Source organism: Prevotella brunnea (assembly GCF_008016795.1).
Lineage (GTDB): Bacteria > Bacteroidota > Bacteroidia > Bacteroidales > Bacteroidaceae > Prevotella > Prevotella brunnea.
In genome coordinates this window covers 1-20,219 of record NZ_SDIK01000052.1, presented here as the reverse complement: position 1 = coordinate 20,219, position 20,219 = coordinate 1, and the positions used below count along the sequence as shown (strand labels likewise).

Below are 20,219 nucleotides of genomic sequence, written 5' to 3'. Positions count from 1 at the left end.
GCGTTTATCCTTGCAGTAAAACATAAAAACAAGGTTGGCAAATCATTAAAGCACCTTATACTTTGCAAATTTTAGCAGTAACTGTTTTGTACCGGCGTTGCGAAATTCCACCGTTGCCTTGGCGTTCTCCCCCACTCCGGCTAATTGCAACACCTTACCGATTCCAAATCGCTGATGTTCTATCATCGCTCCCACACAAATTCCTCCATTCACGTCTTTTTTTAGCGCAGAGACTGAAGATGTCTCCGGGATGATTTTACCACCATGTTCTTGGTCAGAGATAATCATTGAGAGTTTTTTGAATTTTCCGCCCTCACGAAGCAGCCTCTCCCGAGTGCGTTGGGACAAAGGATTGATGGGTTCTTCCATGCTCCTCTGTTCCGTTATTTTTGGTTTGAAATCGGCTTTAAACTGACTTGCCACCGGTTTTGAATTTTGGAATCGTATGTTTACGTTTGCGTCAGAGTTGTTCCATAAGCTCTTCCTAAGTTTATTGTTACCTGGGTCAAAATCAGCGGAGTTGGGTTCTTCATCCCATGGCATTTTCTTGTAGCCGGATAATGACGCCGACATTGGGTCAAGCTCAACAAACTTTGTGTCAATATCCTTCAGAAACCTGCTCGGAGTATCGAATTGCATCGTTCCATAACGGAATCTGTTTCTGGCATTGGTAATGACGCAATGCTTCTTCGCACGTGTAATTGCTACATAAAACAAGCGTCGTTCTTCTTCCAACTCCCTTTTTGAATTTGCCGACATGGGACTTGGGAAAATATTTTCTTCCACCCCCACGATGAATACGATGGGAAATTCCAATCCTTTCGCAGCATGAATTGTCATTAAAGTAACTTTCGGGGCGCCGTCATCTTCTTTATCCAAATCAGAATAAAGTGCCACTTCACGAAGAAAGTCCGTGAGATAAGTCTCGTCCTCACGCCCTTCTTCCAGGTTGGCTTCCACAAAAGCATGCATTGCCGATAAAAACTCTTCTAAATTCTCTTGTCTAACCAAATCTTCCGGTTCTTTGTTTGCATACAGTTCAGCAGACAATCCGCTTGTTTTTATGATTTCTTTGCCTAATTCATACGCATCGGTTGTGGGAACTTTCCTTACAAACCCACTGATTAAGCTAACAAAGTCGGACAGCTTGGAGATGGTTCCCTTATTCACATTCAGTCCGTAGGTCTCCGGAGCATTTATTACTTCCCAAAGGCTTATTCCATTCTCCTCCGCACATTGAGTGATTTTATGTAAGGTCGTATTGCCGATGCCTCGTGCCGGATAGTTGATTACCCTTCGGAAAGCCTCTTCATCATGTTGATTGGCCGTCAGCCGGAAATAAGCGATAATATCTTTGATTTCCTTACGCTGATAGAAAGACAATCCTCCATAAATACGATACGGTATGGCGTTTCTCCTCAATTCATCTTCAAACGATCTACTTTGCGAATTGGTGCGATAAAGGATGGCAAAGTCGTTATATGCAAAGTTTTCTTGTGCCTTCAGATGTTTCAGCTCGTTCATGACAACCATGGCTTCTTCCTTATCACTGTAACAAGGTTTATAAACGATCTTATGTCCCTCGTCCTCCTTGGAATAGACCTCTTTGGGTATTTGCCTTTCATTGTGTTTCATCAATGAGTTTGCCGCCTGAACGATACATTGGGTTGAACGATAATTACGTTCCAACTTAAACAACTTTGCATTCTCAAACTTTTTCTTGAAATCAAGAATATTGTCAATATTGGCACCCCGAAACGAATAAATGCTTTGATAGTCATCCCCCACAACGCAAACGCGTCTGTGGCGCATTGCCAGCTGTTGAACGATGGCCACCTGTACATAATTCGTGTCTTGGTATTCATCTACGAGGATATATTGAAATTGTTCCGCATACTTCCCGGCAACGTCGGTATGATTCTTGAAGAGCAGGTAAGTATTCAATAACAAATCATCAAAATCCATTGCATTTGCTTGTCGGCATCGGGTGTTGTAGGCAATGTATATCTTGCTTACCTCCGGCATACGTCGTGCTTTGTCGCGTTCCAGAGCCGCCCTGTCGCCGGCGTATGCCTCTGCCGTAATCAGATGGTTTTTGGCGATGGAGATAAATCCGTGAACCGTAGCAGGTTTATACACTTTCTCATCCAGTCCCATCCCTTTGATTATCGTTTTCAACAAAGAGCGAGAATCACTCTCGTCATAAATGGTAAAGTTGGGGTCGTAATTAATCTTTGCTGCTTCCACTCTGAGAATCTTCGAGAAGACAGAATGAAAAGTCCCCATCCGCAGATTGTAAGCCTTCTTACTCCCCACCAATGTGGTAATTCTTTCTTTCATCTCCTTTGCAGCCTTATTTGTGAAAGTGAGTGCGAGAATATGATAAGGCGCCAAGCCTTTTTCTATGAGATAAGCTATCTTGTACGTCAGCACACGCGTTTTCCCGGATCCTGCCCCGGCGATTACAAGCGATGGCCCGTCGCAGTACTCCACCGCCTTACGCTGACTTTCGTTCAATTCTTCCAATAGTCTCAAGCTATTTTCTTCCATGTCAATATCCAATTACAAAAATCAATGTTCTTTTGGAAAAGCGGGAATTGTCCTCATTTGTCTTTCTATCTCCCGTGTTCGTTTCCGCATATAGGGTCCAGGCTTCTTCGATGAGAACCTTCGCGGATTGGGTAATGTTGCTGCTATCAGGGCACAGTCGCTTCGGCTTAGGTTCTTCGCATCCAAGCCAAAATTTCGTTTCGCGCATGCCTGCACCCCATAAATGCCGTCTCCCATTTCTATGGAGTTCAGATAAACTTCCATGATTCGCTGTTTGCTCCACATCGATTCTATCAGGAAGGTGAAGTAAGCCTCCAATCCCTTGCGAACCCAAGAACGCCCTTGCCATAAAAACACATTCTTCGCCGTTTGCTGTGAAATGGTAGAACCTCCCCTAAGTTTCTTTCCGCCTTCCAAATGATCTACGGCAGCCTGTTCTATCGCCTGATAATCGAACCCATGATGAGTAAGGAAGCGTTGATCTTCACTTGCCATTACCGCAACCGGCATCGATTTCGGCATCTTCTCCATGGATATCCATTCATGATACAATTTAACATCCTTGTTTTCGGCAATCTGCTCAAAACATCTTGAAAACATCAAGGGAGTAAAATAAACAGGTATGAACCTGTAGATAACGACAGCCAAAATAGTGGAAACGAACATCACTCCTATTGTCCATCGAATCACTTTTAAAATTTTCTTAATTATCATGGCTGCAAAGATACGAAAATATCGCAGATAGTAATATTTTTGCAGCCTATCTTTTTAAATAACTTGGTTATGTGTGACGTTTTAACCCCAATCGGTCATTAGGATTTCTCGATGTTGTATGGCAGTGAGAAATTCTTTATCTTTTCCCAATGGTGTTCTAATCACCATGAAATTATATTACAAAGACTGTGCTTGAGACAAACTGCGTAATCTATTGCTAATCAGTGAAATATTAATTGTTATTTAAAAGCTTAGCTTTTGCACTCCAATTCATGACCTTTTGCAATGCAAAAGCTTACCTTTTACGGAGCAAAAGCTAAGCTTTGGATGGGTGAATGAAGAAAATTTAGGACATTATTGAATTTTTGACTCAGTAGAAATTTCTACTGAGTCCTGAGCCTGCTTCCGTTACCACACAAATGAACATAGACCAAAAAAGGACTTAGAATAGTCTAAGTCCTTAGTGATTCCGGAGGGATTCAAACCCGCAACCTCTTGATCCGTAGTCAAGTGCTCTATTCAGTTGAGCTACGGAACCATTATTTATGGTCGCAATCCTTTATTTTGAATTGCGAGTGCAAAGGTATGTTTTTTTTTTATATCCTCCAAACTTTTCTTGATGTTTTTTACAAATAATTTTATAGTTCGTCATGCAAAGCCGGTAATGTGACGTGGTAATAAACTGCGACAAAGCGGATTATGCAAATTAGGAGAAATGTAGCAATTGCTGTTATGGTAATATTTATATCAAGATACCACATGCCCCAATATAATAATCCACCTGCGACACTTGCGATGGCATATATTTCTTTGTGGAAGATAACAGGGACATTATTTAGTAATATATCTCGAATGATGCCACCTGCAACTCCCGTGATACAGCCCATTACGATTGCAAGCCAGAAAGGATGTCCTAATGATAGTGTTTTTTGCAGTCCTGCAATCGTAAAGAAAGCCAGTCCCAAAGTATCAAACACAAACCATGCATTATCCAATTTTTTTAACAATTTTCTCGATATGATAGCGAGAGCCAATGCAAGAGTTGTAAAGAAAAGATAGCGGATATCCGTAGTCCAAAATGGCGATACCCCTAACATGACATCGCGTATGGTACCTCCGCCAATGGCAACGGCAAATCCACAAACATAACCGCCGAACCAATCGAACTTTTTTGCAGCAGCATGCCTTATTCCCGATATGGCAAAAGCAAAAGTTCCTAAGGTTTCAATTACGACCTGCAAGGTTTGTAACAGCTGGGGATCGTTATATGTCATTAAAATTCTTCTTTATTTATTGACTACATTTTGAGGCTTACCTTGAATGAATGCCTTGATGTTCTCTACTGCTATTTCTAATAGTCTCTTTCTTGCTTCAATTGTTGCCCATGCGATGTGTGGGGTGATGAAAGCATTGGGTTGTTTAAGCAAGGGAAGGTCATTCTGAGGCGGCTCTTGTGTGAGCACGTCAGCGCAATAAGCTTTCAGTTTTCCATTTTCCAAAGCAGTGAAAACGGCTTTCTCATCAACGAGCCCACCACGACCGGTATTAATCAGTATGGTTCCTTGATGCATTTGTTCAAATGCTTTCTCATTTATCATCTTAGAATTGTCAGGAGTCAGTGGACAATGAAGCGTGATAACATTCGCTGTACTATACAAACCCTCCAAAGTGGTTTTGCGAATCCATTCGGGCAAATCTCCGCTCTCTTTGCTTGTGTAGGCGGAAATATCCATTCCCAAAGTGTGACCAATTTTCGCCACTTTGAATCCGATGTTTCCCAACCCGATAATTCCCAAAGTCTTGCCAGCTAATTCCATTAGCGGCTTGTCCCAATAGCAGAAAGTGTCTTTGCTGCTCCACACTCCCTTTCTTGTTTCCGAAGCATAATAATCCACATGAGTTGCCACATTGAGTAAATGGGCGAACACCATCTGCGCTACGCTGTCGGTACTATACGCCGGAATGTTTGTAACTATAATTCCTTTATTCCTCGCTGCGGAAATGTCTATGTTGTTGTATCCGGTGGCAAGTTCTCCAATGTATTTTAATTTGGGTAATTGTTCGATAATATCTTCGGTAATTTCAATTTTATTAACAAGTAAGATATCAGCATCTTTTGCCCTTTCGATGACTTGCTCCTTATTGGAATTATCATAGACAACAAAATCTCCAAGCTGCTTGAAAGCGTCCCAGGAAATATCACCGGGATTGGCAGCGAAACCATCTAAATCAACTATTTTCATCTTCAAGTCCTTTTGTTTTATATCTATCTTCCCAACATTTCATCATCCATTGGTAATGTTTTTCTTCTTGATGCGAATGTTGTGGAAACCAGAATCGTGAATTTTTTAACGAATCCGGTAAGTATTGTTGTTTTGTAAAATGCGCAGGATAATCATGTGGGTATTTATACCCATCGTGATAACCTAACTCAGACATTAGCTGTGTGGGAGCATTGCGAAGATGGAGTGGAACTGGTTGGTTTCCACTTTTTCTCACTTCGTCCAATGCAGCATCAATGGCGAGGTAAGCCGAGTTACTTTTAGGCGATACGGATAAATAAACTGCTGCTTCAGCTAATGGGATTCTTGCCTCCGGCCAGCCAATTTTCATCACAGTGTCAAAAGCGGCATTTGCCAACAACAATGCGTTGGGGTTTGCCAATCCTATATCCTCCGCCGCGCTGATGACAAGTCTTCTCGCGATAAATTTAGGATCTTCTCCTCCTTCTATCATCCGTGCCATCCAATACAATGTTGCATCGGGGTCGCTTCCTCTAATGGATTTGATAAAAGCTGAGATGATGTCATAGTGCATCTCTCCATCTTTATCATATGTCATTGAGTTTTGTTGAAGACAGCTTGCTACAAGGCTATTCGTAATTTCCACCTTGTTTTCTCTTATGGTGCCAACCACCAATTCTAATATGTTGAGAAGTTTTCTTGCATCTCCGCCACTGTACCTAAACAAAGCTTCGCTTTCAATTATTTGGATGTCTTTGTCTTTCAAATAAGTATCTGTCTTTATAGTTCTTTCCAACAGACTTGAAAGTTCCTCTTTATTTAGGCTCTGCAATACATAAACCTGGCATCTTGACAGCAATGGTCTGATAACTTCGAATGATGGATTTTCTGTTGTTGCCCCTATGAGTGTAATAATTCCTTTCTCGACAGCGGGCAACAATGAATCTTGTTGTGACTTAGAAAACCTGTGAATTTCGTCTATGAAAAGGATGGGTGGCAAGGAGTTGAAGAAACGATTATTCTTAGCACGTTCCAAAACATTACGAACATCTTTGACTCCACTTGTAACTGCAGATAAAGTATAAAAAGGGGTTTCCAACTTATTAGCGATAATTTGCGCCAATGTGGTTTTGCCCACCCCCGGAGGTCCCCATAATATAAAGGAAGAGATATGTCCCGAATCTATCATATTGCGCAAGACTGCTCCTTTGCCGACCAAATGTTTTTGACCGACATATTCATCAAGTGTGTGAGGTCGCATGCGTTCCGCTAAGGGCTCCATATCCTAAATACATTAATAATATTAATGCAAAGATAGTAAAAGTATTTGATTTATAATAACAGTTGCATTGATTTTTATTCTCTGAACTTTTTTTTAATAAAATGTTTGGAAGTTCACGCATTTGTACTTACTTTTGCAGCGATTTTCAAATAAGCTTTTGGATAATTTTAGGTTAGGAAAATATATGAAGCGACAAGGACAAACACTGACTTTAAAAACATTGACTAAGAAGAATGTATGGAATATTCAAGAGAATGATGTTTTCAGATTGTGGTCACAGGCTCAACGTGATGCGGATCTAAAAGAAAATAGTCATCATTACTTGGATATTATAAAGTCTGCTTTCTTCATTGAAGAAGTGAAAGTAGATAAAGTTGAGGTTATTCGGAAGTATGAAGAACGAGGTTGCAAAGTTGGTAGCGTCCGTTTTGATAATGGCACACCTGTTAAATGGGCCATAAAGAAAAAAAATATCACACGAATAAATGATTTGAATACGGATAATATTCATCATGTTTCCGCTGCCAAACTCATTGAGATTCTTGAAAGGAACTTTGGAGGGGGATGGGAAAGTTTGCCTCAATCCGTACAAAGTGTTATTCAAAGTGCATTTGAAGTTTCGACAACCACTCTGCCTACAGAAAGACTCAAGAAAACAGGAGGATTGTATGAGATGAAATTAAAGGAAGGCTTTGAAATCTTGGAAATAACAAAGGGTTCATGGACTGAAGCCATTTTCGTAAAGGAGCTTTCAACAGGAGATGGCACTCAATCGGGAAAAGTCGATGATGAGATGTTAGATTCGGAAGGGAATATTCTATGTAAAGATGATATTGATGATTCGGAAATTGAGGAAGATGAGTTCGATGACGATAAGCTGACGGAAGAAAGTTATCATACGACATTCGATGCCGGTCCTGAGGTTTTGGAAATGGAATCGGAAGATGTGGTAGATGACGATTTCTAACTGATAAATTATCACAGGGATTAGGGATGGGTTAAAAGCTCATCCCTTTTTTGTTGTTTTTTTTGCTTAATCAGTCTGTTTTTGAAAGAAAGAGATAAAACGTGAAAATGTGGGCTTTTACTTTTCAATAACTATTAAGTTATCAGATGATTATGTCTTTTTGAAAATGTATAAAAGCAATTCAACACTTTTATAGCTAAAATAATATAAAAAACTTGAATTTGTAAAATAAAAGAATTATATTTGCAAAAGGAATAAAGCGATCGTTTTTTTTATCTTAATCTTATGGGAAAGTATAACATTACAGAGAAAAAGAAGAAAGTTGCCGCTTATCGCAGCTTGGTCAGCCCTCAGCTGATGGACGAACTAAAGGATAAGATTTTGAATGTTATACTTATCCAGCAAAAATATAAAGACAAGAATTTCTCAGCAAAGCAGTTAGCTGAGATGTTGGGTACTAACACGAGATATATTTCCGCGGTTGTTAATGTGCGGTTTCACATGAACTATACGTCTTTCGTAAATAAGTTCCGTATTGAAGAAGCGATGGGCTTGTTAGTCGATAAGAGATATAAGGATTTAACTATTGAAGACATTAGCGATATGGTGGGTTTTTCCAATCGTCAATCTTTTTATGCCTCGTTTTATAAAATTAATGGCATCACTCCGCGACAATACAGATTAAACCATACCAACCCCATGTCTAAAGAAGCTAATCGACTAAAGAATGGCAACGGTGAACAGAACAAATAACACCCCCTCAATAGATCTTGTGACTCAGATGAACCAAAAAGTTTTTGATTTTTCAAACGAAAGATTTGATGATATACAGATCTTAAGATACCATTTGTGTGGGTTTGAGAAACTTTCACTAAGGCAGAAAAAATATGTTTATTGTCTGTCGCAAGCCACACTTTGGGGAAGAGATATAACCTTCGATCAGTTTGGCAAATATAACTTGAAAGTCAGGAGAGCGTTGGAAGCTATCTTTCTTTCCAAGTTCAAGGAAGAGAGTGATGATTTTCGAGCCTTGGAGTTGTATCTGAAGAAAGTATGGTTTGCGAATGGAATATATCATCATTATAGTTCGGATAAGTTTGTTCCCGGCTTCTCCAAAACTTATTTTGTCGATGCACTTCATCATGTAGATATTTCATTGCTTAGATTGGACGAAGGTGAAACGCTTGAGACCTTTATTGCGAATCTCGAGAAAGTTTTATTCGACCCAAACTATTTACCTAAACGAGTCAACAAGGCAGATGGTCAGGATATTGTGAAGACTTCGGCTTGCAACTACTATGAGCATGTCTCTCAAGCAGAAGTGGAACAGTTTTATGAGCATAAAAAAAAGAAAGCCCATGACAATCCTCCATCTTTTGGTTTAAACTCGAAGGTAATTAAAGAAAACGGAGTGATAAGAGAACTTGTCTGGAAGGCCGGTGGACAATATGGTAGTGCGATAAGACGAATAATAGAATGGCTTGATAAGGCAAAACGATATGCTGAAAATTCACGTCAGGTTCAGACTATAGAGTTATTAATTAAATTCTATAAATCAGGAAATCTTACTGATTTCGATAATTATTCCATTGCATGGGTGAATGATTTAGAGGGACAAGTGGATTTTATTAATGGTTTTATTGAAGTTTATGGCGACCCTCTTGGCTATAAAGGCTCTTGGGAGGGCATCGTACACTATAAGGACTTAGAGGAGACAAAGCGAACAAGACTTATTTCTGACAATGCACAATGGTTTGAGGACAATTCTCCAACAGACAAGAGGTTTAAGAAGTCGGAAGTGAAAGGGGTAACTGCAAATGTGGTTTGCGCGGCAATGCTTGGTGGTGATGAATATCCATCAACGGCAATAGGAATTAACTTGCCCAATGCCGACTGGATAAGGGCGGAACATGGTTCGAAAAGCGTAACTATCTCCAATCTGATTCACGCTTACGATGAAGCATCAAAGAACAATGGCTTCTTGGAAGAGTTTGTTATTGACAAAGGAACTTTGGACTTAATAAAACAGTATGGAAATCAGACAGATATTCTTCACACCGATATACACGAATGTTTGGGACATGGAAGTGGAAAACTCTTGTCGGGCATAGACACTGATGCATTAAAGAATTATGGAAATACCATAGAAGAGACTCGAGCCGATCTCTTCGGACTTTACTATATGCCGGATGATAAGCTGCTAAGTTTAGGTTTGTTAAATTCGGAAGAAGCTTACAAAGCACAGTATTATTCTTATTTAATGAACGGTTTGCTGACTCAGCTCGCACGTATCAAACCCGGCAAATCCATCGAGGAGGCCCATATGCAAAACCGTGCATTGATAGCAAGATGGGCATTGGAGCTTGGTAAGAAAGCGAAAGTCGCGGAATTGATTTCCATATCAGGGAAGACGTTTTTGAGAATAAATGATTATTTGGCTCTTCGAGATATTTTTGCATATGAGTTGGCAGAAATTCAACGCATCAAGAGCGAAGGGGATTTCGACAAGGGCAGACAATTAGTGGAAAAGTACGCCATCAACATTGATCTCACCCTGCATAAGGAAATTTTATCAAGATATGATAGTCTTGACATTGCGCCATATAAAGGGTTCTTAAACCCGAAAATGGAAATTGTTCATAATGCCTCGGGAGAAATAGCAGACATTCGAATTGATTACACGGAGAGCTATACTGATCAGATGTTGAGATATTCAAATGAATACGGAATATTATGAATGAGGAAAAGAGCGAAACATTAAAGGAGATAAAAAGGTCTTTCCGCCTATTCATGGATGGAGCCACATCGAGTTCAATGAGAAAAAAGGGCTTGAATTATAAAATAAATTGGGGCATTCCACTACCATCGTTGCGAAAAATCTCAAAGGGCTATGGCAAGAATTTTGACTTAGCCATTGAGCTTTGGAAAGAGCCGATTCGAGAATGCAAAATCATGGCGACATACATCATGCCGGCGGAAAGAATGTCGCGCGAGCTGGTGGATGTTTGGATGGAAGCGGTGGATAATCAAGAACTTGCGGAACTAATAGCATTCAATTTGTTGAAAAATCTCTCGTTTGCTCCATCGCTGGCTTATGAATACATCGCATCGGAAAAGAAAATGCTTCAGATTTGTGGCTATCAATTGCTCGCCGCCCTTTTTGCCGATGGAAAGGAACCGAACGAACGTGGAATCAATGAATTTCTGGATCAGGTTCAAACCGCATTGAAGAGCGGTGAAATGGGAATAAAGCATTCGGCTTACAATTGCGTTTGTCGCTTTTGCGAACTTGGCGATATTTATGAACAAGTTGCGATAAAAGCTCTCTCAGAATTTGATCTGTTGTAATTTTTCACGAAGCATCAACCGTGTCTTTGTCTCTTTTTTTCAATCCTAACCAGAGTTTCATCCCTTATTTCTTCCAATCCCCTTTCCGTTGCCCTTGACTTCATCACTTTGCCATGCTGTCATATAGCGCATCAGTTGAAATTTAGTGAGGAAGCATAAATTCGAGCAAGTCTGTATAGAAAGAACTTCTCATCCTGTTTTACGGTGAATAACCCCATCACGCGCCTCTATAGAGCTGTGCTCAACGTCTCTATAGAGACGTGTGTTACGCCTCTATAGAGACATACTTAACGCCTCTATAGAGACGTACTTGACACCTCTATAGAGACGTTTTACGCTTACTGAAAAGGCTTTTCCGATTGATGCTTTTTCAATCATCCTCTTTCATGTTTTTCTCATCAATTCATCAGGATTTCCCGATGTTGCATGACCATGGAAAATCCTTTGTCGCTTCCCAATGGTTTCCTGAAAGATGTTGTTATTTCCACACAAAGTCGTGTCAAATCATGAGACCGGACGTATTCTGTTCCAATGTCGGATAACACATGCCTCCTTATGCCTCCAATTCGTATTCAGGTGATGGCAGACAGATGCTTGACAGCGAACATTCGACCCGCCCGGCATTACGAAATCATATTACAAAAACCACGCTCGCGACACGATTCGTAATCTGTTGATAATCAAGACAATATTAATTGCGATTTAAAAGCTTGCCTTTTGCGCCCCGATTCATGACCTTTTGCAGTGCAAAAGGTAAGCTTTTACAGAGCGAAAGCTAAGTTTTGGAGAGATGGATGAAGAATTATCAGGACATTATTGAACTTTTCCCATCTCATCGGAAAGAATTTTCACGTTTTGAAAGCTTAGTTTTTGAAATATGATTTGTAAGCTATTGATTATCATATTAAAAGAAGCCTCTTGAAGTGCTTTTCAGATTCTGTAATACCAAAAGAGCAGTTTGTTAATCCAAGAAAAGGAAAAGTGGAACCATCTGTAAGAACTCACGGGTTTTCCGCCAAAGCTAAGGATGAAGTTACGGTAACGCGACCTTTTGAAAGGCAAGCCCACGTTGAGAATTTGAATATGCTCTTTTCCTTGTCGATAAGCCGTCCGGATGGCATGCCAAATGGTGGCATGATAGGGATAATGCAGCAAATAGCGTTTTTTTAACGCAGTGTCATACCATATCATGGCATTCTTGTCGGAATCAACCACTACGCTTCCGCCTATAATCTTATCCTTATAAGTGGTTACATAGACATGTCCGTTGATGCTATTTCCAATCAGGTGAAAAAGTTTTTCATCGGGAATGTGTCTTTGTTTTCTGAATCGGTAATACGACTTAATGAGTTTATAAAGAATTGTAATTTCTTCATCGTTATCAGCCTCGCGTGTCATGATTCCCGTCTTGTAGGCTCTTCCGATGCGGTAGAGTGCTTTCTCATTGGCTCTTTCCTCCGGGCGTTTGCTGTGGAGCGAATGATGAATTTGCAACCATGGCACGGGGAAAAAGCCATGCCTTCTTAGGACTTTATAGCCAAACATTTTTCGAGAGATATGACTTATCTCCATGTGGTGGCAGTCGTGTTCTCTCAGATGTTCTACTAAGGAATCAAGAAGCGCAGCGAAGATAGTGTTTTTTTCTTTGAACGAGATAGTTTTGTCATACGTTCCCTCCCCATAGATGCGTGCATGGTTGGAGGTGCGAAAAGGAATAAATGTGGGCTGTCTTTGGATAATGGCTAAAATTTGTCCGTGTATCTCTCCCTTTTTGTTGCGGGCAATAGCCATACAAGGAAACATACGGGGGGTATGTTCCACTATCCAAAACAACTCCCGACTATGAAAAAAATCATCATTGAAGAGTTGTGGAAGTTCACTGCTTTGTGTGATTATCTCGACTTCCATTTTTACTTACAATGCAAAAATAGCAAATGTTTTCTAAAATAGCAATGGAAATGTTGTTTTTAACCGGTATTTTATTACTTTTGCGGGTAACATGAAAGTAACATTGATAGGAGCCGGAAATTTAGCCACTTCATTGGCATTGGCTTTGAAAGAAGCTAAATGCATAATTCCACAAATTTACAGCAGAACAACGGAGTCTGCCGAAACGCTCGCGCGACTTGTTAACAGTGAGCCAATAAACCATTTCTCGATGCTTTCCGATGATGCCGATGTATATATAATTTCCATCAAAGACATTGCTTTGGAAGAGGTCATTCCGGAAGTGTGCAAGAATAGGGACGATAAAGTGTTTCTACACACTGCGGGAACCATGTCGGTAAATTGCTTTGAGGGGTGGACTACACATTATGGTGTATTTTATCCCATGCAAACATTTTCAAGGGAACGGCGTGTGAAGTTTAAGGAAATACCCGTATTCTTGGAGTATAGCGATGATATTGCCCGGAAACGTGTTGATGAGTTGGCACGCAAACTCACAAATAAAGTATATTATTTGTCTTCCGAGGATAGGAAATATCTGCACCTTTCTGCGGTATGGGCTTGTAATTTCGTGAACCACTGTTATGACATTGCATCGGATATATTAAGTGCCCATGACATACCTTTCTCTGTACTGTTACCACTGATTGACGAAACTGCACGAAAGGTTCATTCGCTCACCCCAAGGGAAGCACAAACCGGACCTGCGGTGCGTTTTGATGAGAATGTTATCGAAAAGCAAGTTAAGTTGATGAATGAGAATGCAATGGAAGCCCAACTCTATCAACTGTTGTCCGAAAGCATTCACGAGAAACATAAGAAGGAAAAATAGATTTTAGAAATATGATAAACTATGATTTACGCAAGATAAAGGCTGTTGTTTTTGATGTGGATGGTGTGCTCTCTTGCTGTACTGTGGCAATGGACAAACAGGGTGAGCCCATACGAACAATGAATATTAAAGATGGATATGCCATTCAGTTGGCGGAAAAGCTCGGTCTGAAAATAGCTATTATGACCGGAGGACGCAGTGAGGATATACGTTTGAGATATGAGTATTTGGGGGTGAAAGATGTTTTTCTGAGTTGTTCGGTTAAAATACGCGTGTGGGAAGAGTTTACCAAACGGTATCAACTCTCTGACGATGAAATAATCTACGTGGGCGACGATATTCCCGATTTCGAGGTGATGAGCCGTTCCGGTTGTGCCTGTTGCCCAAAGGATGCGGCTGCGGAGATAAAGAAAATATCCACTTACGTGAGCGATTTCAATGGGGGGTATGGAGTTGCCCGCGATGTGATAGAGCAAGTGTTGCGTGCACAAGGGAAGTGGAAAATGAACGGAAAGGCTTTTGGTTGGTAAAGGATTAAAATATGAGTTATAAGGATTATCACATTGTTCTGGCAAGCAACTCCCCGCGCAGAAAGGAACTTCTCCGCGGTTTAGATATTGATTTTGAAGTTAAGGTTTTGCCCGACATATCAGAGAATTATCCCATGAGCCTCTCGGCGTTAGACGTAGCTCTTTATATTAGTAATGAGAAAGCCGATGCTTACGAGAAATTAATTATGGGAAACGAGTTGATAATAACGGCGGATACCGTGGTTGTGGTCGGAAAAGACGTGTTGGGGAAACCGAAGAGTGCCACCGATGCAAAACGAATGTTGCAAGAGATAAGTGGTAGAACACATCAGGTAGTAACCGGCGTATGTCTCAGTACCACCAATTTTCGGAGAAGTTTCAAGGTGGTAACGAATGTTACATTTAAGAAATTAAAAGAATCGGAAATTGACTATTATATCAATAACTACAAGCCTTACGACAAAGCCGGCGCATACGGCATTCAGGAATGGATAGGATATGTGGGCGTAACCTCGCTCGAGGGAAGCTATTTCAATGTGATGGGATTGCCCATACAAAGAATTTGGGAGGAACTGAACAGGTTGTGATGGATACGGAAGAGATTGTTATTTGTCTATTCCATCGCGAGAGAGTAAGCCTTTTTGGGCATAATAATGCTTCACCTCTTTCATGTCGGTTGCTAAATCGGAATATTCAATCAGTTCTTGTGGCGCATAACGACCGGTGAGCACGACTTCCACTTTTTCGGAACGCTTTTCAAGGACGTGCAAAACCTCGTTTAAGTCGAGGAGATGCAGGTGCAGGGCGATGGTGATTTCATCGAGAATTACCATATCCACGTCCCCACGGGATAATTCTTTTGAGCAAACTCTTAGTCCCTCGTGAGCTGCAATCTTATCGGCTTTATTCGGCTCTCTGTCCAACATGCAACCGCAACCGAACTGTTCGATGCGAATATTCTTCACGAACTCGGTGATGCGCGTCTCATTGTACTTCATTGATTTTACGAATTGGGCAATATAAACTCTTTTCCCGGACATCGCGGCACGAACGGCGAGACCGAAAGCTGCTGTTGTCTTTCCTTTTCCGTTGCCCGTGTAGAGATGAACTTGTCCTTCGTGGAACATAGTCTTTGTAATGTTCATTTTGCTATTCATGGTGATAAGGCTCTCCTTTGATGATGGTGCAGGCTCTGTACAATTGTTCCGTGAAAATAAGTCGTACCATCTGGTGGCTAAAAGTCATTTTGGATAATGATAATTGCTCGTTGGCTCGTTTGTAAACGTCCGGAGAAAAACCGTATGCGCCACCGATGGCAAAGACGACTCGTTTGGCAACGTTCTCCTTCTTTTGCAGCCAATTGGCAAACTCAACCGATCGCAACTCTTTCCCATGTTCGTCCAGCAATATCAAGGTGTCGGATGGTTGAACTTCCCTGAGGATGAGGGCACCTTCACGCTCTTTTTGTAAGTCTTCTGAAAGATTTTTAGAGTTCTTTAATTCAGGGATGGTGACGAGAGAGAAAGGAAGATAGTGCTCTATGCGCGAGATATAATCATTGATTGCCGCGATGAAATGCTTTTCCTTGGTCTTTCCAATTAAAAGTAACGTAGCTTTCATTTTTCCTCATGTCTGGTTTTATAAAATAAAGCCTCTATTGACAAAGCTGCCGAGGAGCGTTATTTCTCATCTATTGTTTTGTCGTATTTTCTCTTATATTCGTGTTCCCTACGTTTATTCATGGGAAACCATCCTTTTTCCACCCTCTTCTTTTGCTCAAAAATTTCACCGATACCCCATAATAGAGAAGCTCCGGTAACACCTAAAAGGGCCGACCAAAATGTATCTTTGATGAAAAGAGCCAAAACACAACAGATGATGCCTGAAACACACCATATAATCCAAGGCTTAGTCCCAAAATAGTATTCCGTTTTGATAACCATAGGATGAAAAATCCCAATAATCAAGAAAGTGCAGGCAGCAAGGATGATTCCTTCGAAATATAATTCCATCTTATTTACTTAATTTTGTGGTAATGGAAGAATAACATTCTAAGATGCGATTTCAACCAATAATTCAATACATAATATCTAATGATGTGCAAAAATACAAAAAAATAATGCAATTAGACTCCTTATATTGCGAATAAATGAGTATATTTGCAAATATAAACATAAATAATATCTCAGTAAACTATGCAGAATAATCAAGAACTTATTTCCCTCTGTGAGCAGAAAGCTCAGCAGTGGCTTACACCCGCTTTCGATGCGGAAACACGTAAAGCAGTGAAGACAATGCTTGAGAACGAAGATAAAAACGCGTTGGTAGAGTCTTTCTACAAAGACTTAGAATTTGGAACCGGTGGACTTAGAGGCATTATGGGAGCAGGTTCTAACAGAATGAATATCTATACCGTAGGTATGGCTACACAAGGCTTTGCCAACTATCTCAAAATGAACTTTAAGGACAGAGAAGAGATTAGCGTTGTGGTATGCCATGACTGTCGAAATAACTCACGTTCTTTTGCAGAGAAAGTTGCAGACATTTTCTCTGCAAATGGAATAAAAGTATATTTGTTCGAGGATTTACGTCCTACACCGGAATGTTCCTTTGCCATTCGCTACCTAAAGGCTCAAGCAGGTGTTAATATCACGGCAAGTCATAATCCACGTGAGTATAATGGATATAAGGCTTATTGGGAAGACGGTGCACAAGTACTGACCCCACATGATGCAGGTATCATAGCGGAAGTAAACAAAGTAAAAGTAGAGGATGTTCGCTTTGAAGGAAACAAAAACCTAATTCAAATCATTGGAGAGGATATTGACAAGGTTTATTTGGAACAAGTTAAGACCGTATGCATTGACCCGGAGGTAATAAAGCGGCAACATGACTTAAAAATCGTTTACACACCACTCCACGGTGCCGGTAGGATAATGGTTCCGAAGGCATTGCGTTCTTGGGGATTTGACAATATCCATTGTGTCGAGGAACAGATGGTTGTAGATGGAAACTTCCCAACCGTAGATCGCCCCAATCCGGAAATCGCTGAGGCTTTAACTCTGGGTTTGAGAGATGCGAAGAAGTTAGATGCCGATATTCTTATGGCGTCAGACCCAGACTCAGATCGTGTCGGAATGGCTTGCAAGGATAGCAATGGAGAATGGGTATTAATCAATGGCAATCAAACTTGTCTGCTCTATTTGTGGTATATCATTACCAATCGTCAGGCATTAGGAAAAATGCAACCTACCGATTATATCGTGAAAACAATCGTTACAACGGAAGTCATTACGGAAATAGCAAAAAAACACAACATTGAAATGCGCGACTGCTATACCGGATTTAAGTGGATTGCTCATGAAATAGCTATCTCGGAAGGAAAGAAACAATTTATTGGTGGAGGAGAAGAAAGTTATGGCTTTTTGGCGGAAGACTTCGTACGCGACAAAGATGCGGTGAGCGCATGTGCTCTGTTGGCAGAAATATGTGCTTATGCGAAAGATAAGGGCAAAACTCTTTACGATTTGCTTATGGATATTTATCTTGAGTATGGATTTAGCGAAGAATACACCATCAATGTTGAAAGACCGGGCAAGAGCGGAGCGGATGAAATTCAGCAAATGATGAAGAACTTCAGAAATAATCCACCCAAAGAACTCGGTGGAAGCAAAATTTGTTTGTGGAAAGATTTCTTAAGGCTTGAGGCTGTCGATGCGCAAGGAAACAAAACTCCTTTGGTCATGCCCGATAAGAGTAACGTGCTACAATGGTTCTGCACAGATGGAAACAAAGTAAGCGTGCGTCCATCGGGAACCGAACCCAAGATTAAGTTCTACCTTGAGATTAAGGATAAGATGAAATCGCCAGATGAATATAAAACTTGTCGCGCTCGTGCTTGTGAGAAAATTTCAGCTATCAAAAAGAGTTTGGGATTGGAATAGGAAATATAAATAAAGATAAAATCGCTATAGACATTTGTAAAGTCGGACAGCTTTTCAAATGTTGATAATAGAATTAAGTAGGCTGAAACAACCAGCCTACTTTTTTATTGTGTAAAGTTCGAGAAATGCTCACTTATTTTTGAGATTACGAGAGTACAAAATAGATTAGATTTACGACAGAGGAGTTAAAACAAGGATTGAAATCATAACCACCTCCAATAAGTTCGCCGAAATTGTAAAAAACGTAAATAAGCACTAAGGTATCATGAAAAACATTCCAACAAGAATATTTATCCCCCGAAGACTTACCTTAAATATTCTTTTAGTATGTCTTACCATTACTTTTTATAGGATTAATTTGGAGATGTAAGTATTTTTTTATTACTTTGCACACGAAAATAAATTGAATTTCATTAATTATTAATTAATTTAGAGAGACATGAAAAAGTTAGTACTTTTATTTGCTGCCGCAACTATGGCAGTTTCCGTATCAGCACAGTCTGTTTCGGAAAGCAAAACTTTTGATAACATCTACATTGGTATTAATGGTGGTGTTGCAACAAAGACAACAGGGCACAGATGGTTGAGTGATCTTAATCCAAATGCCGGTCTTAGAATTGGTCGTTACTTCACACCTGTCTTTGGTTTGGCAATCGAAGGCAATGCATATTTCTCAAACAAACCTTGGGCATCTACAGGAACAGCTGTTCGCGCCATCAATACACAACTACTCGCAACCGTAAACTTTAGCAATTGGTTCGGTGGTTACAAAGGTGAACCAAGAACATTCGAGGTAAGTGGTGTATATGGTCTTGGTTGGGGACACGTTTTCAACAACAGAAAAGACCTTGATCCCATCAACCGCATGACTTCCAAAGCCGGTTTGGACTTTGCTTTCAATCTCGGTGCAAATAAAGCATGGCAGATTTACATTGAGCCGTCCATCAACTTCGCGTTCTTGGGACAAAGCGTGAACAACAATGAGTCAGGTGCAGCTTATGGCTACAAGGCTTACAGCCAGTCTAACCAACCTGCTTACAACATCCATAACTCATTCGTACAACTGAATGCTGGCATTGTCTATAAGTTTAAGAATACTAACGGTACACACAACTTCACCATTATCACTCCACGTGATCAGGCTGAAATCGACGCTTTGAACGCACAAATAAACGAGCTTCGCAACCGCAAGCCGGAAGTTATCACCAAGGAAGTTGTTAAGGAAGTTCCCACCGTTAAGGAATTCACTGTATCTGACTTGGTATTCGTAACATTTGCTCAAGCAAAATACAATCTGACTAACGAAGCTAAAGCAGCTCTCGACAAGATCAATGAAGGCTCACACGTACAGATTGTTGGTACAGCATCTCCGGAGGGTAATCCTACATTCAACCAGACATTGTCTGAAAACCGTGCTAAGGTTGTTGCTGATTATCTCACAAGCCGTGGTGTTATCGTTGATGAGGCTACTGGTAAGGGTGTTCAGGGTACGACTTCCAACCGTTTGGCAGTAGTATATGTAAAGTAATCGGATTGAGTTTATAAAAAACTTAATCATTGATCTGAAATACGAGGGTGCGTCCAAAGTACGTACCCTCTTTTTTGGCGTAATGGACATTTGGTAGGCTGAAAAGCTCCAGATGTCCTTTATTTATTACCTTTGTACCATTTGAAAAACTATGAATAAAAAACATGTGTCTTCTGTGGCAGCTTAAATGTTAAAAAGAATGATCATCGCCGGGGCTGTAAATGTATTTTTAACGTGAGTTCGATGAATTCACGTTAACATAAGATATCGTTTATTTCCCTAACGCCAAATTATAGTTACTAAAGCGGTGTTTTGGCTCAGTAGAAAATCAGTG

Annotated in this window: 18 protein-coding genes and 1 tRNA gene; 9 read left to right on the top strand and 10 right to left on the bottom strand. The window is 40.4% G+C overall.

Annotation, left to right across the window (positions count from 1 at the left end):
* Nucleotides 1–45: 45 nt before the first annotated feature.
* From ETF27_RS06790 to ETF27_RS06765, 6 genes are all read right to left on the bottom strand, one after another.
* Entirely contained in the window at nucleotides 46–2,550 is a 2,505-nt protein-coding gene (locus ETF27_RS06790) for an ATP-dependent helicase (RefSeq protein ID WP_130828722.1), read from the bottom strand.
* 21 nt (nucleotides 2,551–2,571) lie between these two features.
* Nucleotides 2,572–3,264, bottom strand: a complete 693-nt coding sequence (mtgA, locus tag ETF27_RS06785) for a monofunctional biosynthetic peptidoglycan transglycosylase (RefSeq protein WP_130828721.1) — start codon at nucleotides 3,262–3,264, stop codon at nucleotides 2,572–2,574.
* Between the two features lie 464 nt (nucleotides 3,265–3,728).
* Nucleotides 3,729–3,802: transfer RNA gene (locus ETF27_RS06780), tRNA-Arg, on the bottom strand.
* 100 nt (nucleotides 3,803–3,902) lie between these two features.
* Nucleotides 3,903–4,538: a trimeric intracellular cation channel family protein gene (locus tag ETF27_RS06775; protein ID WP_130828720.1), complete on the bottom strand. Its 636-nt coding sequence runs from the start codon at nucleotides 4,536–4,538 to the stop codon at nucleotides 3,903–3,905.
* Nucleotides 4,539–4,550: 12 nt separating this feature from the next.
* Nucleotides 4,551–5,507, bottom strand: a complete 957-nt coding sequence (locus ETF27_RS06770) for a D-2-hydroxyacid dehydrogenase (protein ID WP_147785621.1) — start codon at nucleotides 5,505–5,507, stop codon at nucleotides 4,551–4,553.
* Nucleotides 5,494–6,789 carry a replication-associated recombination protein A gene (locus ETF27_RS06765; RefSeq protein ID WP_147785620.1) on the bottom strand — a complete coding sequence of 432 codons (1,296 nt, stop codon included), beginning with the start codon at nucleotides 6,787–6,789 and terminating at the stop codon, nucleotides 5,494–5,496. The genes ETF27_RS06770 and ETF27_RS06765 overlap by 14 nt, the downstream gene beginning before the upstream one ends.
* A gap of 184 nt (nucleotides 6,790–6,973) precedes the next feature.
* Between ETF27_RS06765 and ETF27_RS06760 the strand changes: the two genes are divergently transcribed.
* The 4 genes from ETF27_RS06760 to ETF27_RS06745 all read left to right on the top strand — a co-directional run bounded on the left by ETF27_RS06760 (nucleotide 6,974) and on the right by ETF27_RS06745 (nucleotide 11,104).
* The gene (locus ETF27_RS06760) at nucleotides 6,974–7,756 is read left to right on the top strand and encodes a hypothetical protein (protein ID WP_130828717.1); all 783 of its coding nucleotides are present in this window, start codon (nucleotides 6,974–6,976) and stop codon (nucleotides 7,754–7,756) included.
* A 285-nt stretch (nucleotides 7,757–8,041) separates the two neighbouring features.
* On the top strand, nucleotides 8,042–8,509 hold the full coding sequence (locus ETF27_RS06755) for a helix-turn-helix domain-containing protein (protein ID WP_130828716.1): 468 nt from the start codon (nucleotides 8,042–8,044) through the stop codon (nucleotides 8,507–8,509).
* Between the two features lie 28 nt (nucleotides 8,510–8,537).
* Complete coding sequence (locus ETF27_RS06750; RefSeq protein WP_147785619.1) at nucleotides 8,538–10,493, top strand: dipeptidyl-peptidase 3 family protein; 1,956 nt, start codon at nucleotides 8,538–8,540, stop codon at nucleotides 10,491–10,493.
* Nucleotides 10,490–11,104 carry a DNA alkylation repair protein gene (locus ETF27_RS06745; RefSeq protein WP_130828715.1) on the top strand — a complete coding sequence of 205 codons (615 nt, stop codon included), beginning with the start codon at nucleotides 10,490–10,492 and terminating at the stop codon, nucleotides 11,102–11,104. Before ETF27_RS06750 ends, ETF27_RS06745 begins: the two co-directional genes overlap by 4 nt.
* A 930-nt stretch (nucleotides 11,105–12,034) precedes the next feature.
* On the opposite strand, the gene ETF27_RS06740 is transcribed toward ETF27_RS06745, so the two are convergent.
* Nucleotides 12,035–13,012: a GNAT family N-acetyltransferase gene (locus tag ETF27_RS06740; protein WP_147785618.1), complete on the bottom strand. Its 978-nt coding sequence runs from the start codon at nucleotides 13,010–13,012 to the stop codon at nucleotides 12,035–12,037.
* A gap of 91 nt (nucleotides 13,013–13,103) precedes the next feature.
* Here ETF27_RS06740 and ETF27_RS06735 point away from each other — a divergent pair, with 91 nt between their 5' ends.
* The 3 genes from ETF27_RS06735 to ETF27_RS06725 are packed head-to-tail and all read left to right on the top strand — an operon-like array spanning nucleotide 13,104 to nucleotide 15,000.
* Nucleotides 13,104–13,883: a Rossmann-like and DUF2520 domain-containing protein gene (locus ETF27_RS06735; protein WP_147785617.1), complete on the top strand. Its 780-nt coding sequence runs from the start codon at nucleotides 13,104–13,106 to the stop codon at nucleotides 13,881–13,883.
* Nucleotides 13,884–13,894: 11 nt separating this feature from the next.
* A complete protein-coding gene (locus tag ETF27_RS06730) occupies nucleotides 13,895–14,413 on the top strand; it encodes a KdsC family phosphatase (RefSeq protein ID WP_130828712.1) in 519 nt (172 codons plus the stop codon).
* Between the two features lie 11 nt (nucleotides 14,414–14,424).
* Nucleotides 14,425–15,000: a Maf-like protein gene (locus tag ETF27_RS06725; protein ID WP_130828711.1), complete on the top strand. Its 576-nt coding sequence runs from the start codon at nucleotides 14,425–14,427 to the stop codon at nucleotides 14,998–15,000.
* A gap of 18 nt (nucleotides 15,001–15,018) precedes the next feature.
* Here the strand turns inward: ETF27_RS06725 and ETF27_RS06720 are convergent, their stop codons facing one another.
* Genes ETF27_RS06720 through ETF27_RS06710 form a run of 3 tightly spaced genes read right to left on the bottom strand, consistent with a single transcriptional unit; the run spans nucleotide 15,019 to nucleotide 16,425 of the window.
* Complete coding sequence (locus ETF27_RS06720; protein WP_130828710.1) at nucleotides 15,019–15,558, bottom strand: cob(I)yrinic acid a,c-diamide adenosyltransferase; 540 nt, start codon at nucleotides 15,556–15,558, stop codon at nucleotides 15,019–15,021.
* A gap of 4 nt (nucleotides 15,559–15,562) precedes the next feature.
* Entirely contained in the window at nucleotides 15,563–16,033 is a 471-nt protein-coding gene (gene rlmH / locus ETF27_RS06715) for a 23S rRNA (pseudouridine(1915)-N(3))-methyltransferase RlmH (RefSeq protein WP_130828709.1), read from the bottom strand.
* Between the two features lie 59 nt (nucleotides 16,034–16,092).
* Nucleotides 16,093–16,425 (bottom strand): DUF4491 family protein, encoded by a 333-nt coding sequence (locus tag ETF27_RS06710; protein ID WP_130828708.1) that lies wholly within the window; start codon nucleotides 16,423–16,425, stop codon nucleotides 16,093–16,095.
* Nucleotides 16,426–16,608: 183 nt separating this feature from the next.
* On the opposite strand from ETF27_RS06710, the gene ETF27_RS06705 reads away from it, so the two are divergent.
* Nucleotides 16,609–18,357 (top strand): phospho-sugar mutase, encoded by a 1,749-nt coding sequence (locus tag ETF27_RS06705; protein ID WP_130828707.1) that lies wholly within the window; start codon nucleotides 16,609–16,611, stop codon nucleotides 18,355–18,357.
* 439 nt (nucleotides 18,358–18,796) lie between these two features.
* Nucleotides 18,797–19,885 (top strand): OmpA family protein, encoded by a 1,089-nt coding sequence (locus tag ETF27_RS06700; protein WP_130828706.1) that lies wholly within the window; start codon nucleotides 18,797–18,799, stop codon nucleotides 19,883–19,885.
* Nucleotides 19,886–20,219: the final 334 nt, after the last annotated feature.

What these genes read in the sequence shown, in the direction of transcription:
- ETF27_RS06730 (WP_130828712.1), top strand. Translation starts at nt 13,895, where the DNA reads ATGATAAACTATGATTTACGCAAGATAAAGGCTGTTGTTTTTGATGTG.
- ETF27_RS06765 (WP_147785620.1), bottom strand. Translation starts at nt 6,789, where the DNA reads ATGGAGCCCTTAGCGGAACGCATGCGACCTCACACACTTGATGAATAT.
- ETF27_RS06755 (WP_130828716.1), top strand. Translation starts at nt 8,042, where the DNA reads ATGGGAAAGTATAACATTACAGAGAAAAAGAAGAAAGTTGCCGCTTAT.
- ETF27_RS06720 (WP_130828710.1), bottom strand. Translation starts at nt 15,558, where the DNA reads ATGAACATTACAAAGACTATGTTCCACGAAGGACAAGTTCATCTCTAC.
- ETF27_RS06775 (WP_130828720.1), bottom strand. Translation starts at nt 4,538, where the DNA reads ATGACATATAACGATCCCCAGCTGTTACAAACCTTGCAGGTCGTAATT.
- ETF27_RS06770 (WP_147785621.1), bottom strand. Translation starts at nt 5,507, where the DNA reads ATGAAAATAGTTGATTTAGATGGTTTCGCTGCCAATCCCGGTGATATT.
- ETF27_RS06725 (WP_130828711.1), top strand. Translation starts at nt 14,425, where the DNA reads ATGAGTTATAAGGATTATCACATTGTTCTGGCAAGCAACTCCCCGCGC.
- ETF27_RS06745 (WP_130828715.1), top strand. Translation starts at nt 10,490, where the DNA reads ATGAATGAGGAAAAGAGCGAAACATTAAAGGAGATAAAAAGGTCTTTC.
- ETF27_RS06740 (WP_147785618.1), bottom strand. Translation starts at nt 13,012, where the DNA reads ATGGAAGTCGAGATAATCACACAAAGCAGTGAACTTCCACAACTCTTC.
- ETF27_RS06705 (WP_130828707.1), top strand. Translation starts at nt 16,609, where the DNA reads ATGCAGAATAATCAAGAACTTATTTCCCTCTGTGAGCAGAAAGCTCAG.
- rlmH (WP_130828709.1), bottom strand. Translation starts at nt 16,033, where the DNA reads ATGAAAGCTACGTTACTTTTAATTGGAAAGACCAAGGAAAAGCATTTC.
- ETF27_RS06735 (WP_147785617.1), top strand. Translation starts at nt 13,104, where the DNA reads ATGAAAGTAACATTGATAGGAGCCGGAAATTTAGCCACTTCATTGGCA.
- ETF27_RS06700 (WP_130828706.1), top strand. Translation starts at nt 18,797, where the DNA reads ATGAAAAAGTTAGTACTTTTATTTGCTGCCGCAACTATGGCAGTTTCC.
- mtgA (WP_130828721.1), bottom strand. Translation starts at nt 3,264, where the DNA reads ATGATAATTAAGAAAATTTTAAAAGTGATTCGATGGACAATAGGAGTG.
- ETF27_RS06710 (WP_130828708.1), bottom strand. Translation starts at nt 16,425, where the DNA reads ATGGAATTATATTTCGAAGGAATCATCCTTGCTGCCTGCACTTTCTTG.
- ETF27_RS06750 (WP_147785619.1), top strand. Translation starts at nt 8,538, where the DNA reads ATGAACCAAAAAGTTTTTGATTTTTCAAACGAAAGATTTGATGATATA.
- ETF27_RS06760 (WP_130828717.1), top strand. Translation starts at nt 6,974, where the DNA reads ATGAAGCGACAAGGACAAACACTGACTTTAAAAACATTGACTAAGAAG.
- ETF27_RS06790 (WP_130828722.1), bottom strand. Translation starts at nt 2,550, where the DNA reads ATGGAAGAAAATAGCTTGAGACTATTGGAAGAATTGAACGAAAGTCAG.